Raw genomic sequence first — 14746 nt, 5'->3', positions numbered from 1 at the left:
CCCCATACGCGCGAAAGGATCCCCCATGACGCCGCAGGAAGCCAGCCAGAAAACCGCAGACGTCTGCGCCCTCGCCCCCGTTGTTCCCGTTCTCGTGGTCAACGATGTGGCCCATGCCCGCCCCCTCGCCGAGGCGTTGATCGCCGGTGGCCTGCCCGCCCTTGAGGTGACATTGCGCACACCCTGTGCGCTCGACGTGATCCGCGAGATGGCAAAGGTCGAGGGCGGCGTGGTCGGTGCCGGTACGCTTTTGACCCCTGCGGATGTCAAGGCGGCCGTGGCCGCAGGCGCAACATTCGGCGTCTCCCCCGGGGCGACCGATACGCTTCTGGATGCCTGCGAGGCCGAGGGTCTGCCGCTTTTGGCGGGGACCTCCACGGCGTCCGACGTCATGCGTTTGCTTGAGCGCGGCTATACCGTGGCCAAGTTTTTCCCCGCCGAGGCCAATGGCGGCGCACCTGCGCTCAAAGGCATCGGTGGGCCGCTGCCACAGATGAAGTTCTGCCCGACGGGGGGGATTTCGCTCAAAAATGCCAATGACTATCTGAGCCTGTCCAACACGCTGTGTGTCGGCGGCTCATGGGTTGCGCCAAACGATCTGGTCGCAAAAGGCGATTGGAAAGCGATTGAGGAATTGGCCCGCGAGGCCGCAAGCCTGTCGCGCTAATCTATCCCCATTCAACCGATACAAAACGGGCGCTCATGGCAGCGCCCGTTTTCATATAAAGAGTTCAGGAACCGCGCCGCGCGCGTGAGCCGCCGCGCCGCCCCTGTGGGCCGCGCAGCTTTCCCAGGCCATCGGTGAGCACGAGGGTCATCGGGTGATCGGCCATGCCGCGCCCGCCGTAGACCGCCAACAGGCGCCGGATGGCGATGGACGGATCCAGTTTGGCGTCCAGTTTTATCGCCCAATCGAGAAAGATCGAGCGCGCCTCGGCAAGGCCCAACCCCTCGATCCGGTAGGATTCGCGGATCAGCCCGCCCGGATCAAGGTTCGCATCGATCACAAGATCGGCCGAGGATGGATCGGACATGTTATCAGGCTCGTTATCGGACATGGGCACAGCTTTCTCTTTGTCCATCCGACATAGAACGGCGGGCGCGACCGGGCAAGGACGACAGCGACATCACGGCACGGGCCGCGCAAGGATCGCGTCCAACATCTGCGCCGCCGCATGGGTGGTCACGTCAATCGCCGCCGCAAGGTCGTCCATCGTGTCGACCTCATTGGAGCGGCACAAAAACGCCCGCCCGCCCTCGCCCACGGCCTCCATATCAAGCGTCTCTCCCGTCAACAGCCGCGCCGCAGATTGCAGTCGCCATGTCATGCGGTAGGCATCGCTCAATGTCTCTGCCTCGGCGTCCGTCAACCATCCGTGCGCCGCACCCGCCTTGAGTTGCGCATAGATGTTTTGATCGGGCGCGCCCGACAAAAGCGCCGCCGCTTCGGCGACCAGTTCGATATCCATCATGCGGCCACGGCCGTTCTTGGGATCCCATGTTGATCCCGGTTTGGCCTCGGCCAAGCGGCGGCGCATATCTTGGGTTTCGCCACGAATGTTGGCCTCGTTCTTGGCGGCGGCAAGCAGGCCCGTGCGAAAGGCCTCGACATCCACCATCAGTCCGGCCTCGCCCGCGACGGGTGTGGCACGGGTCATGGCGAGGTGTTCCCACACCCAGGCCTGGGTGTCCTGATAGCTTTTGAAGGCATCCAGCGAGGTGGCCACGGGGCCTTGTTTGCCCGAGGGGCGCAGACGCATATCCACCTCGTAGAGCCGCCCCTCGGCCGTTTGCGCGGTGATCGCGGTGATAAGGGCCTGCGTGAAGCGGGCGTAATAAGTCCTTGATTGCAAAGGACGCCGCCCCTCAGAGGCCTCCACGCCATCCGCATCGTAAATCACGATCATATCCAGATCCGAGGCCGCCGTCAGACGCCCCGCACCAAGCGAGCCCATGCCCAGAACCATTGCGCCACGCCCCGGTGCGGCCCCGTGTTTGCGGCTGAATTCCGCCACCACACAGGGGTACAGGGCGGCCACAGAGGCGCGGGCCAAAGCGGCGTATTGACCGCCCGCCTCATCGGCGGAAATCAGGCCGCGCAACTGATGCACCCCGATCCGGAAATGCCATTCCTTGGCCCAACGGCGCGAGGTATCAAGCTGTGCTTCGTAGTCGTCAAGCCGTGTCAATTGCCGTGCAAGATCCGCCACCAACACGTCCTGTTCGGGCCATGGCGCAAAGAAATCACCACCGATCACCGCGTCCAACACCGACGCATTGCGCGACAGGTACTGCGCCAGATGCGGCGCGACAGAGACAATATCGAGCAACAGGTCAATCAAGGACGGATTGGCCTCGAACAGGGAAAACACCTGTACCCCTGCGGGCAGTTGTTTCAAGAACCCGTCGAAGTGCGTGAGGGCCTCGGCGGGGCGGTCCAGTTTTTGCACCCGCGCCAAAAGGTCGGGTTTCAACCGCCCGAAAATGGTTTGGGCGCGCTCGGAGCGCAAGGACGGATAGGTCGACCACCGCGCGGTGATCTCGCGCAGCTCTTGCGACAATTCGGGGGCCTTGGCCACACCGGCGGGGGCAAAGAACTCTTCGGTCAATCCATGCACCCGCTCGCACCGCGCGGTGATACCGGCCCGCATTGCGGCGGTCTCCGTCCCCATCAGAGCGGCGAGACGGTCAAATTCCGCGGCTGTCGTCGGCAAGCTGTGGGTTTGTTGGTCGCGCAGCATTTGCAGACGGTGCTCGACCTCGCGGTGGGCGGTGTAATCGTCGATCAGGGTGCGCGCCACGCCCGCCTCGACCCATCCTTTGTCCGAAAGCGCGGTGAGGGCCTCGACCGTGCCGCGCATCCGCAGCGCGTGATCGCGCCCGCCCGCGATCAACTGGCGGGTCTGGGCAAAGAACTCGATCTCGCGAATGCCGCCGAGCCCCAGTTTCATGTTGTGTCCCTCAAGGGTAAAAGCGCCCCCGAGCCCTTTGTGTTGGCGGATTTTCAGCCGCATGTCATGGGTCTCTTGGATCGCGTGGAAATCAAGGTGCCGACGCCACACGAACGGGGCCAGACCGGACAAGAACCGCTGCCCCGCCGCCACATCGCCCGCCGCCGCGCGGGCCTTGATATAGGCGGCGCGTTCCCATGTGCGGCCGACGCTTTCATAATAGCGCTCGGCGGCGTCCATCGCGAAACACACAGGCGTCACGGAAGGATCGGGGCGCAGGCGTAGGTCGGTGCGAAACACATAGCCCTCGCCCGTCAGGTCCGACAAGGACGCCATGGCGCGGCGCGTGGCGCGGATATAGGCGGCGCGGGCCTCCATTTGGTCGGAGCCGTCAAACCGCGTCTCGTCGAACAGGCAAATCAGGTCGATGTCGGAGGAATAGTTCAGCTCCCCCGCCCCGTGTTTGCCCATAGCCAGGGCCACAACCCCGCCACAGGTCTCGATGTCGTCCTCGCCCTGCCCCGGGACCTTGCCACGGGTGATCTCGCGGGCCACATGAGCGCGCAGGGCCACGTGGGTGGCGGTATCGGCCAGATCGGACAGTGCGCCCGTGACCTCGTGCAGCGCCCAGATCCCGCCAAGATCACACAGCGCCGCCATCAGCGCGATGCGCCGCTTGCCCTGACGCAACCCGTCGTCGATCTGGTCAAAGGGCAGCGCCGACATGCGGGCCAACTCGCCCTTGAGCGCCCGTTCGGGATCGTCCAACGCCTCCGGTAGCCATGCCGCCTCGCGTGTGACAAGCCCGTGCAAATAGGGCGCGGACCCCGAAGCCCCCGCAACAAGAGCGGCCAAATCGCCCGTCAGCGCAGGCACCGCGGCACGGGCATCGGCGCCACGATCGGCCTCATAGGCACGGGGAAGACGGGTGATACGTGTTTCGGTCGACATGGGGCCTCACTTGTTTTGCTCAGTGTAGTCAAACGATGCGCTGTCGTCTTGTGCAAGATCAAATCGGGTGGCAGGTTGAGCCTCCTGATCCACCAGAAAGACCTGCCGATGTCCAAAAGCCTCAAACGCGTTACCCAAGCCCTCACCGACGCGGGTCTGACCGCCCCCGTTATCGAAATGGATGGCGAGACCCGTACCGCCGCACAAGCCGCCGCGCAAGCAGGCTGTGCCCTCGACCAGATTGCCAAATCCATCATATTCCAGGGCGCGGACAGTGGTACGGTCTATCTGTTTGTCACCGCAGGCGGCAATATGGTGGACGCGGACAAGGCCGCCCGCCTTGTGGGGGAACCTTTGGGACGGGCAGACGGGAAAACCGTGCGCGCCGTAACGGGGTTTGCCATCGGGGGCGTCTCCCCCGTCGGGCATCTGTCGTCACCGCACAGCTTTTTCGATCCGCGGTTGATGGCGTTTGAGACGGTTTGGGCCGCCGCAGGCACCCCGCGCCATATATTCGAGATCGCCCCCGCCGATTTGATGCGGATTTCGCAGGCCAAAGCGGGCGAGTTTACCCAATAGGCACATTTCCCGCCCGCCCATCGGGCAGGTTTGAAAAATTATACCCACATAAATATTTGAAAAATAACAAAAATAAAAGTTAATGTAAAAAACATTCACATAAGGGCTTGTTGCAGATCACCCTCTCCCCCATATCGGTAATGTGAAAGACATTAACTTCAACAACACACGATAAAGGAAAGAGACCAGACATGACCTACGTTGCATCCACACACACCGCCGCTCCCGCGCCCAACATGCTGCGCCGCGCCGAAATGTGGCTTGACGAAAAAGGCAAAGGCGCCTGGATCGCAGCCACGGTTATCGGCTTCATCTTCGTCTGGCCCGTGGGCCTCGCACTTCTCGCATACACAATCTGGGGTAAAAAAATGTTCGCCTGTAAATCCAAATCCGACCGTCACAATTTCCGCCGTCACGCAGGTTACGCCATGAAATCGTCGGGCAACTCCGCCTTTGACGCCTACAAGACCGAAACCCTGCGCCGCCTCGAAGAGGAACAAGGCAGCTTTGAAGACTTCCTTGACCGTCTGCGCGCCGCAAAGGACAAGGCCGAGTTCGACCAGTTCATGAAAGACCGCGCCAAAACCGCTGATGCCGACACGGACACGAACGTGACCGACAAGGAAGACGCATAACACGCCACCGATGACCGAACCGGGCCGCCGCGCTCTCCTCCCTGCGCGGCGGCCCGCGCGTCCCCCCGCCCCGCCTCCCGTCGGCCATAAAGGGATTGCGGGCGGACAGTTGAAAACCATGTTACATAATTCACCTCAAGAGTGAGACAGAGAGACAGACCCATGACCTACCCCCATAGCGACACAGATATCTGGGGCCTTCCCGACCCCGAGACCCAAGCCGCCTTTTACGACAGCGTCCCGACCAAGCGCCTCGTGGCCTTTGTCCTTGATATGATCGCGATTGTGATCCTGTCCGCTTTGATCGTGCCGCTGACGGCGTTTACGGGCATCTTCTTTTTCCCGTTCATTGTGACCGTGGTCAGCTATGCCTACCGCGTTGTGACCCTTGCCAATGGCTCCGCGACGCTCGGAATGCGCCTGATGGGGATCGAGTTTCGCACCGCAAAGGGCGAGATGTTCGATCTGAAATATGCGCTGATGCACACCACGCTGTTTACCATTTGGGGCGTGATTTTCATCGCTCAGGTGGCCTCTGTGGTGATGATGCTGACCACCGCGCGCAAACAAGGGCTGTCGGACCTGTTGCTTGGAACCGCGGCGATCAACAAGCCCTCGCGCTACTAGGCCCCGCGCCCCCGACGTCCCGCGCCCCGACATCCCGCGCGAAGACCCGACACCCCGTAGCCCGATGCCACCCTGCGCATCGGGCCACTTTGCGGTTTGGACACGCTGTCGCGCAGGTCACTCGGATTTGAGCAAGTGTAGGCTTGGCGTAGCGCACAGATTTGGGTACGATCCGGTCACGACCCCGCTTTTCTCGTTCCTTAGTTCAGATATATACGTTCGTTCATGCGTCATTCCCTGCCACTTGCGCCGCAATTCTATGTGACGGCCCCACAGCCCTGTCCCTATCTGGACGGGCGGATGGAGCGTAAGCTGTTCACAGCCTTGCAAGGGGACTCCGCCGAAAAGCTCAACGATGCGCTGTCCAAACAGGGCTTTCGCCGCTCCCAGAACGTGCTTTACCGTCCGACCTGTATCGATTGTGCCGCCTGTATGTCGGCACGGATCCGCGTGGCCGATTTCAAACCGTCCAAAAGCCAACGCCGTGCGAGCAACAAAAACGCCTACCTCAAACGCGCCTCGACCGCGCCGTGGGCCACCGAGGCACAGTTCGACCTGTTTCGTCATTACCTCGAGACCCGTCACGCCGATGGTGGCATGGCCGATATGGATGTGTTCGAATTTGCCGCGATGATCGAGGAAACGCCGATCCGCACCCGCGTGATCGAGTACTACGTGCCGTCACAGGGCGGTCAGCCGCGCAAACTGGTGGCGACCTGTCTGACCGATCTGCTCGATGACGGGGTGTCGATGGTCTATTCGTTTTATGATCCCGATTTTGTCAAAGACAGCATTGGCACCTATATCATTCTCGACCATATCGAGATCGCCCGCGAGGCGGGATTCCCCTTTGTCTACTTGGGGTACTGGGTGCCCGGATCGGCAAAAATGGGCTATAAGGCGCGGTTTTCGGGGTTGGAAATCCACCGCGCGGGGGCGTGGGAACCGCTTGAGCCCGACGCGGATTATTCGGCGGAGTTCCACCCGCTTGCCAATGAACCGATCGCCAGTCAGGTGGCACAAATCAACCTGCCCGAGGCGTTTCGCGCCCCCTCGTCGCTCAGCACGCCCGACGACACGGACGTTTAGGCGCCGCGCCGCCATCGCACCGCCGCGGTCCCGTTAATGATACGGTACGGCCAGAGCATCGACCCGCGCCAACATCCGCACCAACAGCCCCAATTGCTCCGCCAGTGACACCGCCAGTGGCGCCACATGTGCGCGGATCATCAACAGGGCCATCAGCGTGGCATCTTCGCGTTGGCCATCCGCGGCGAGGCGCACGAATTGCACGAACACCGCCTCATCCGCCCCCACGCAGTTGCACGTTTTCGAATGCGACAGCATTGGCCTGCGCCCGTGGGATTGCATCATGCTCAACAGCTGTCCCGCGACACGGGCAATGTCGCTGTCGCGCCGCGCGGCGGGATCGCCGCGAAACAGCGAGACGAGAAAGCGGTCTTCGGCGGGGAGCGTATCGAACGCACCGACCGTGGCGGCCCCGGTGGACAGGCTGTGTTGAAATGACATGGGACCTCTTTGAGTTATGCGCGATTATGGGCGTTATGGCGCCCCTCTTCTTTTCTTATTGTTTTTGTCGGGTATAAAATCAAGTCAAAAAGAAACGGCCCCGCAATTTAGGCGGGGCCGTTCGTGTACCGTGTGTCCGTATCCGTATCCGAGGCCGTCTAGTGACCGATCAGATTGGGGACAATCGTCACAATCGAGGGGAACAGCCACAGCGTTCCGATGCCCACCACCTGGATCAGCACAAACGGAATGATGCCGCGATAGATATGGCCCGTCGTGACCTCCTTGGGCGCCACACCGCGCAGATAGAACAACGCAAAGCCGAACGGCGGTGTGAGGAAGGAGGTCTGGAGGTTGACCGCGATCATGATCGTCACCCATTTCGGGTCCATCGTGCCACCGTAGATCACGGGGCCAACGATAGGCACCACGATGTAGATGATCTCGAGGAAATCGAGCACAAAGCCCAGAATAAAGAGCACGGCCATCACCAACAAGAACACCGTGAACTCATTGTCGAACGAGCGCAGGAAGCTTTGGATATAGTGCTCGCCACCAAAGGAGATGACCACGAGGTTGAGCAATTGCGACCCGATCAGGATGGTAAACACCATCGAGGTCACTTTCGCCGTTTCGCGCACCACGATGCCCAGAGTGCCGTCTTTGAACAGCACGTAACAGGCGTAGAGGATGCCGAACATGGCAAAGTAGTACGCGCCCAGAGCGACAAAGTAGGCCACCCAATCCTCGAACGGCACATCGCCGCGCCCCATGCGCAGGTCAAAGTTGGAACCGACGAGGATCATGATCATCACCGCGAACGCGCCACCAAGAATGATTTTGCTCGTTTTGTGGTGATCCGCCAACTTGCGATAGGCCGCCAACAGCAATGCGCCGCCTGCCCCCAAACCGGCCGCAGGGGTCGGGTTGGTCACGCCACCCAGGATCGAGCCGAGCACGGCAACGATCAGGATCAGCGGTGGGAAAACCACGCGGAACAATTCGTTTTTGCTCAGGTTCGCCGCGGCCTGTTTCATGCCATAGGCAATTGCGGCGAACGGAATGAGATAGAGCACAAAAGAGGTGCCGTGGCTCATCAACGGGCCAACCATCACAGCGTCGACGAGCAAGACCGCAAGGATACCGCCCGCACCGATCAACAGCGCTTTGGGGTCGCCCATCGGCGCCACACCACGTCCGAGAGACATGATAACGCCGAGCAACGCCATAACAACCAACAAGCCCGTGCCAAGTTTCGGTGCGGTTTGGACCGCCTCGATCGTCAGGGCTTCGATTTGTTCGGGGGTGCGCTCGACCGAAAGCTGTGCGCCACCGGAATCTTCGATCGCTTGTTGCTCTGCAAGGGCCGTGGTCCATGCCTCTTCGCCGTGCAATTCGATCATCGCCGCTTCGCAGCTTTCGGACACATTCGTGCGCAAAGACGCCTGTGGGGTGCCATCCGTGAACTGGTTGACATGGATGGTTTGCGAGCCCGCAAGACCCACCTGCGACGCCATGATGACACTGCCGATGATCAGCACAGGCATCGCGAGGAACCACAACAGGGCATCACGGCGCGGGATGACCTCATGCGAGGTATGCTCAAGGTGAACAGGCGGTGCCTTGTGCGGGTTGAACATCGCGTAGCCAAAGGCATAGGCCGCATAGAGGAACGCGAGCATGATCCCGGGCAACATCGCCGCCTGGAACAGGGTACCGACGGAGACAACGGCAGGTTCGCCAAGATAGGTCAGCGCGTCCGAACACCCGACCGACAGCGCACGGGCCTCTTGGGCAGCGGAATACAGATCCCCCGCAAGTGTGCCGAGCAAAACAATCACGATGGAGGGCGGAATGATCTGGCCCAATGTGCCAGAGGCCGCGATCACACCCGTCGCCAGTTCGGGCGAATAGTTGTGGCGCAACATGGTAGGCAGCGACAACAGACCCATGGTGACAACGGTCGCCCCCACGATGCCCGTGGAGGCCGCAAGGAAGGCCCCCACGATGACAACCGACACGGCCAAACCGCCGGGCAACGGGCCGAACACGCGGGCCATTGTGGTCAAAAGGTCGTTGGCGATTTTGGAGCGTTCCAGAATGATCCCCATCATCACGAACATCAACACCGCCAGAAGCGTCTCGATAGACGCGCCGGCAAAGACGCGCTCGTTCATACGGTTGACGATAAATGACAGGTTGCGATCGACCGCTTGTTCCCAACCACCGGGGAACAACGGTTCGGCGTATTGCGGCAAATCAGGGAACCTGAAGTGCGAAATATTGACGGGGTTGACGCCACTGTTCACCAGATCGCGGTAGGCCTGTGATCCGGTATCGATCGCCTGATGGACGAGGATACCCGCGCCATCCAGCGCCGCAATGATCGCAAAGGACAAAAGCCCCGCCCCGCCGATGGCAAAGGCCACCGGAAAGCCCGTGAGAATTCCGCTGAACAGGCAGAGGAATACAATGATGAGGCCGATTTCTACGCCATCAAATCCAAAAATCATGTCGTTATTCCTTCGCCGCGCGTTCGGTGTCTGTAGGGGTGAGCCGGACTGCCGGCAGTACCGTTTCCTGAACCTGAGCCATCATTAGTGCGTCCCCTCATAGGCTTCTTCGCCTTCACCAAGCGTGTCGCGGTCGAGGTATTTTCCCTCGCTGTCCTCGCCTTCGATCATCTCCAGATAGGAGCGGTAGAAGAAGGCGAGCGCTTGTAGAATAACGAGGCACAGAAAGGACAGAATGAGAATTTTAAAGAGGAAATAGCCGTTAAAGCCGTTGGCCGAGAAGGACACGGTTTCGACGTTCCATTTCACGATCCGTGATTTCATCAGCATCCGGTCAAGCGCGTCGGAGGCCGAAACCTTTGGCGTGATCAGGTGACGCCACAGGAAGAACCATGCGTACATCCACGTCAGCATCGCCACGGGCAGCATAAAGAACAACGCCCCGAACATGTCGATCATGCGTTTCACACGGTAGCTGACACCGGCGTAGACGAGGTCCACCCGCACATGGCTGCCCTGAATAAAGGCATAAGAGACGCACAAGGACACCACGAGGGCGTTCTCGAACTTGAGGCTCTCGGAAAACCACCCGACGGATTGGGTAAAGCCCGTGCCGAACGGCGCGATGGAGATCTCGCCAAGACGAAAGATGGATTGCAAGAACACCACCATGATCTGTTGCAAGACCATCAACAGGCCCGCCCATGCCGCAACGCGGCCCACGGTGTTGTTGATTTTTTCAAGGCCGCGCACCAACGCCCACAACAGGGGCCGGTGGAAAAACCCGATCACGGTCAGCACGATCACCAGATCGAGGAACACGAACAGCAATTCCTTCGAGCCGCCATAATAGACAAAGCGCAGCAGGCTTTCCTTGTTCGACCAATCGAGCCATGCCGACGGGTGAATGAGGGCTTGAAAGATATGCCAGAACCCGAGGCCAAGATTGACGAACAACGCAAGGATAGCGTCAAAAATGATCCCGAAAAAGCTAAGTGTTTCTTGCTCTTCCATGTCTGAGGTGTCCCCTTCCCAAACCGTTTTGGCGATATAGACAGGCGCATCATATGGCGGCGCCTACACGGCAAAAACGGTATCTTTTCAATGTATTATTGTTGGTTTTTGAATGTCGAGATGCGCACGAACCCGTGCGCATCTCTGAGTTTTGTAACAGGCGGAGCCTTATTTCAGGTTTGCAAGAACGCGGTCGCGCTGTGCGGTGTACGCGCTGTCGGAGCGAGCAGCCCAACCGGATGTGGTCGACATGGCGGCCTCTGCGGAGTTGCGGATTTCCGCAAACAGCTCGTCGCCCATGTACCCGTCGAGAACCTCTTTGGAGGCCGCACCATAGGCATCCCAGATATCGTTCGAGAATTCCTTGATCTGAACGCCGCCGGAGATGAGGCGCTGCAATGCCGGACCGTTGTTCGCCATGAACAGCGAGTAGTTGTGCTGATGCGCATCGCCCGCAGCCACTTCGATGGTTTTTTGCTGCGCAGGTGTGAGGCTTTCGAACACTTCGAGGTTGGTCGCAACGGTGAGCGCGGCACCTGGCTCGTGGAACCCTGCGGGGTAGTAGTAGTCGCAAACTTCCTGCAGGCCGAGCTTCTCATCGGACCATGGGCCGATCCACTCGGTGCCGTCGAGTGCGCCGGAGGACAGGGCCTGATAGATTTCGCCGCCGGCGATGGTCTGAACGGATGCGCCCAGTTTGGACAGCGCTTCGCCACCAAGACCCGGCATACGGAATTTGAGACCCTGGAAGTCGGCAGGCGACATCATTTCCTTGCGGAACCAACCGCCACCTTGAGCCGCTGTCTGGCCCGCGATGAAAGATTTGAGACCGAAGATCTCACCGAGGTTGTGGTGCAGCTCCATGCCGCCCATACCGTAGTACCACACCATCATTTCGGGCGCGGTCATGCCGAATGGCACGGTGGTGAAATAGGCCATCGCGGGGTGCTGACCGGTGAAGTAGTAGTCGGCACCGTGGTACATGTCGGCCTGACCGGCAGTCACGGCGTCGAACACTTCGAGACCACCAACAAGCTCGCCTGCGGCTTTGGCATCAATGGTCAAAGCGCCATCGGACATTTCGGTAACGGATGTTGCGAAACGCTCGACGCTATCCCAAACACCGGCGAGGCCGCGTGGCCATGTTGTCACCATGGTCAATGTGCGTTTGCCTTGGGCAAATGCGGGGGCTGCGAGTGTGGATGCAGCAGCGGCAGAGGCGCCACCGAGTGCTGTAGTTTTCAAAAATGAACGGCGATCCATAGAGATTGTTCCTCCCAGAGTGGTCTATGGCCAGTATTAGGACCCTGTGCCGCACGATTAGGGGGACCCGTTTTCGCCGCGTTTCGAATGCGAAACGCAGAGTGATGAAAACGCAAACTCCTCCCATACGCGCAGATCAGGGACCGGCTCGTGTCTGGAGCCTAACGAGCCGGTTGGGGTGAATAAATACCCAAGACTACGCAGAGAGCATTTATTTTCGCGCCACGTGCGGTAAAAACCGGGAAAACACCACCGTTACACAAGAATGTACGACGGATGATTGACGCCCCCGCCCCTGTCCCTATCGTGCGATTCGATCACCGCCGCCCCACGCGCCCGTTGTTAAGGGGCCACACCGAAAGAGAATGCCCGCACGGATGAAACGCCTCCTGCCCCAATTCAGCTATGCACAAAAACTTTTTGTGCTGGCCACCGTGCCGCTGTTGTTGGCCGTGGCCGCGATTTCGGTCTTGGTGGCGCATCAATCGCGGGCCATGGCCGAACGCGAGATCGCCGATCTGGAGGCGCAACTCATTTCCGCCAAGCAAGAAGAGTTGCGCAACTATGTGCAACTGGCCCGCGCCTCTGTCTCGGCCACCTACAACCCCGCCCCGCCCGATGACGAAACCGCCAAACGCCTTGTCACACAACGCTTGTCGGCGATGACCTATGGCACGGACGGCTACTTCTTTGTCTATGATTATGGCGGCACCAACCTTGTCGCGCCGCGCCAGACCGATCTCATCACACGCAACTGGTCGGGGCTGACCGACAGTGCCAACACCCCCGTGGTGGACCGCCTGATCGAGTTGGCCAAACAGGGGGGCGGCTATCACGAGTACCTGTGGGTCAAACCGTCCACCGGCCAAGAGGCACAGATGGTGTCCTATGTGGTGGGTCTGCAAGACTGGCAATGGGTCATCGGGACGGGGGTGTTTCTGGATGATGTGCTCACGTCCGTCGCGGATGCCCGCGCCCAGGTGGAAAACCGCGTGCGCCAGACATTCCTGTATATCGGCGCGATTGCCTTGGCCGCTGTGTTGTTGGTGTTCATGTCCGGTGTGAGCATCACGATCCGCGAACGCCGCCTTGCCGATGCCAAACTCAAGGAACTCACCCAACGCATTTTCGACACTCAGGAAGAAGAGCGCGGACGGGTGGCGCGTGAGTTGCACGACGGGATTTCACAGATGCTTGTCGGCGTGCGCTATGCGCTTGATCTGGCGCGGCGGCGCCTTGTCACGGGGGATGACCGCGCACCCGAAAGCCTCGATAAAAGCGTCGACATGCTCGGCAGTGCGATTTCCGAAGTGCGCCGTATTTCGCGCGACCTGCGCCCGGGCATTCTGGATGACCTCGGCCTTGGCCCCGCGCTTCAGGCCCTCACCGAGGAATTCCAGAAACGCACCGGCATCGCGACCGAACTGGAGACCGTGGTGTTTCGCAACCGCCTCGACGAAGAGGCCAAGATCGCGCTGTTCCGTATCGCCCAAGAGGCGCTGACCAATATCGAGCGTCACGCCGATGCCACCGAAGTGAAAGTCCACCTGTCCGGCCACCGGTCCGGCGCCTCCCTGCAGATAAAGGACAACGGGCGCGGCATTGCCGAGCTGCGCGGATCCGCGCCACGCGGTCAGGGGCTTGGCCTGCGCAATATGGCCGAACGCATGGAACAGCTTGACGGCACATTCACGATCAGCCACCGCAATCCCGGCACCGTCATCGACGCGACCGTGCCGCTCAAACACCTGTTGCCGCCCGCTTCGCCCAATCGCCCCGCCGCTTCAAAAAGGCAGATCAATGACCGATAAAATCACACGCGTCCTCATCGTGGACGACCATCCGATGGTGGCCGAGGGCATTCGCGCCCTGTTGGAAACCTTTGACGATATCGAGGTGGTGAAATGCCTGACCAACGGCCAGGAGGCCGTGGACCAACTGCCGGATCTCGCTCCCGATGTGATCCTGCTTGATTTGAACATGCCGCAGATGGGCGGGCTGACCGCGACCGAGATCATATTGGAACGCGCCCCCGAGACCCGCATTCTCATCCTGTCGATGCACGACAGTCCCGAATATATCTCCGCCGCCCTCAGCCATGGCGCTATGGGATATGTTCTCAAGGACGTGCCGACTGACGATGTCAAAGACGCCATCGACACGGTGATGCGTGGCGAGCGGTACCTGTGCAACGGCGCGCAAGCCGCGATGAGCCCCAAAACCCGCGACGGGCGCGAGGCCCTCACGGGGCGCGAACAGACGATCCTGTTGGAACTGGCACAGGGCAAATCCAATCGCGACGTGGCCGAGGCCCTCGATATTTCCGTGCGCACGGTCGAAACCCACCGCAAGAACATCAAACGCAAACTGGGCATTTCCTCGACAGCGGGGCTGACCCGCTACGCGATGGAGCATGGCGTACTGCAAGGCACGGGACGGTTTTAGGCCTGTTCCGCGCGGCCGTTACAGACCGGATCCGATCATATCGCGGATTTTGACGGCCTTTTCGAAATGGTCGAGTTTATGGGTTTTGATCCACCATTCGGCGGCCTCCATCAACAGCTCGGGATTGTCATTGCGATTGGCAAAAAACGCATAGAACGACAGGCCGACCCCCTCGCCCTTTTTGGCGATTTTCGCCTCGCAAACCGCAATGGCCTTGGCTCTTAAACTTGCACGCATC

General features: G+C 60.3%; 14 protein-coding genes. 7 read left to right on the top strand and 7 right to left on the bottom strand.

Translation table 11 applies throughout. The features are described from left to right. Positions 1-25: 25 nt before the first annotated feature. Complete coding sequence (eda, locus tag ACN0Q0_RS06260) at positions 26-667, top strand: bifunctional 4-hydroxy-2-oxoglutarate aldolase/2-dehydro-3-deoxy-phosphogluconate aldolase (RefSeq protein ID WP_417242529.1); 642 nt, start codon at positions 26-28, stop codon at positions 665-667. A 64-nt stretch (positions 668-731) separates the two neighbouring features. On the opposite strand, the gene ACN0Q0_RS06255 is transcribed toward eda, so the two are convergent. Further along, positions 732-1058: a hypothetical protein gene (locus ACN0Q0_RS06255; protein WP_417242528.1), complete on the bottom strand. Its 327-nt coding sequence runs from the start codon at positions 1056-1058 to the stop codon at positions 732-734. A gap of 69 nt (positions 1059-1127) precedes the next feature. After that, the gene (locus ACN0Q0_RS06250; RefSeq protein WP_417242527.1) at positions 1128-3902 is read right to left on the bottom strand and encodes a glutamine-synthetase adenylyltransferase; all 2775 of its coding nucleotides are present in this window, start codon (positions 3900-3902) and stop codon (positions 1128-1130) included. A gap of 108 nt (positions 3903-4010) precedes the next feature. On the opposite strand from ACN0Q0_RS06250, the gene ACN0Q0_RS06245 reads away from it, so the two are divergent. The 4 genes from ACN0Q0_RS06245 (at position 4011) to ACN0Q0_RS06230 (ending at position 6832) form a co-directional block, all read left to right on the top strand. Then, positions 4011-4481, top strand: coding sequence for a YbaK/EbsC family protein (locus tag ACN0Q0_RS06245; protein ID WP_417242526.1), 471 nt, complete (start codon positions 4011-4013; stop codon positions 4479-4481). Between the two features lie 191 nt (positions 4482-4672). Beyond that, positions 4673-5116, top strand: coding sequence for a DUF2852 domain-containing protein (locus tag ACN0Q0_RS06240; protein WP_417242525.1), 444 nt, complete (start codon positions 4673-4675; stop codon positions 5114-5116). Between the two features lie 162 nt (positions 5117-5278). Next, on the top strand, positions 5279-5743 hold the full coding sequence (locus ACN0Q0_RS06235; RefSeq protein WP_417242524.1) for an RDD family protein: 465 nt from the start codon (positions 5279-5281) through the stop codon (positions 5741-5743). A 225-nt stretch (positions 5744-5968) separates the two neighbouring features. Then, on the top strand, positions 5969-6832 hold the full coding sequence (locus ACN0Q0_RS06230; RefSeq protein WP_417242523.1) for an arginyltransferase: 864 nt from the start codon (positions 5969-5971) through the stop codon (positions 6830-6832). 33 nt (positions 6833-6865) lie between these two features. Here ACN0Q0_RS06230 and ACN0Q0_RS06225 read toward each other — a convergent pair whose 3' ends face one another. The 4 genes from ACN0Q0_RS06225 to ACN0Q0_RS06210 form a co-directional block, all read right to left on the bottom strand. Then, the gene (locus ACN0Q0_RS06225; protein ID WP_417242522.1) at positions 6866-7273 is read right to left on the bottom strand and encodes a hypothetical protein; all 408 of its coding nucleotides are present in this window, start codon (positions 7271-7273) and stop codon (positions 6866-6868) included. A 158-nt stretch (positions 7274-7431) separates the two neighbouring features. Continuing rightward, positions 7432-9786, bottom strand: a complete 2355-nt coding sequence (locus ACN0Q0_RS06220; protein WP_417242521.1) for a TRAP transporter large permease — start codon at positions 9784-9786, stop codon at positions 7432-7434. Between the two features lie 84 nt (positions 9787-9870). Then, positions 9871-10800, bottom strand: a complete 930-nt coding sequence (locus tag ACN0Q0_RS06215) for a TRAP transporter small permease subunit (RefSeq protein ID WP_417242520.1) — start codon at positions 10798-10800, stop codon at positions 9871-9873. Between the two features lie 168 nt (positions 10801-10968). Further along, the gene (locus ACN0Q0_RS06210; RefSeq protein WP_417242519.1) at positions 10969-12063 is read right to left on the bottom strand and encodes a TRAP transporter substrate-binding protein; all 1095 of its coding nucleotides are present in this window, start codon (positions 12061-12063) and stop codon (positions 10969-10971) included. 377 nt (positions 12064-12440) lie between these two features. Here ACN0Q0_RS06210 and ACN0Q0_RS06205 point away from each other — a divergent pair, with 377 nt between their 5' ends. Next, entirely contained in the window at positions 12441-13874 is a 1434-nt protein-coding gene (locus tag ACN0Q0_RS06205; protein WP_417242518.1) for a cache domain-containing protein, read from the top strand. Continuing rightward, positions 13864-14508, top strand: a complete 645-nt coding sequence (locus ACN0Q0_RS06200) for a response regulator transcription factor (RefSeq protein ID WP_417242517.1) — start codon at positions 13864-13866, stop codon at positions 14506-14508. Before ACN0Q0_RS06205 ends, ACN0Q0_RS06200 begins: the two co-directional genes overlap by 11 nt. Before the next feature lie 18 nt (positions 14509-14526). On the opposite strand, the gene ACN0Q0_RS06195 is transcribed toward ACN0Q0_RS06200, so the two are convergent. Beyond that, positions 14527-14745, bottom strand: coding sequence for a DUF6500 family protein (locus tag ACN0Q0_RS06195; RefSeq protein ID WP_417242516.1), 219 nt, complete (start codon positions 14743-14745; stop codon positions 14527-14529). Position 14746 lies beyond the last annotated feature (1 nt).

The organism is Celeribacter sp., assembly GCF_048259695.1.
Lineage (GTDB): Bacteria > Pseudomonadota > Alphaproteobacteria > Rhodobacterales > Rhodobacteraceae > Celeribacter.
The sequence above is the reverse complement of the archived record's forward strand: the minus strand, read 5'-3'. Positions and strand labels throughout refer to the sequence as shown.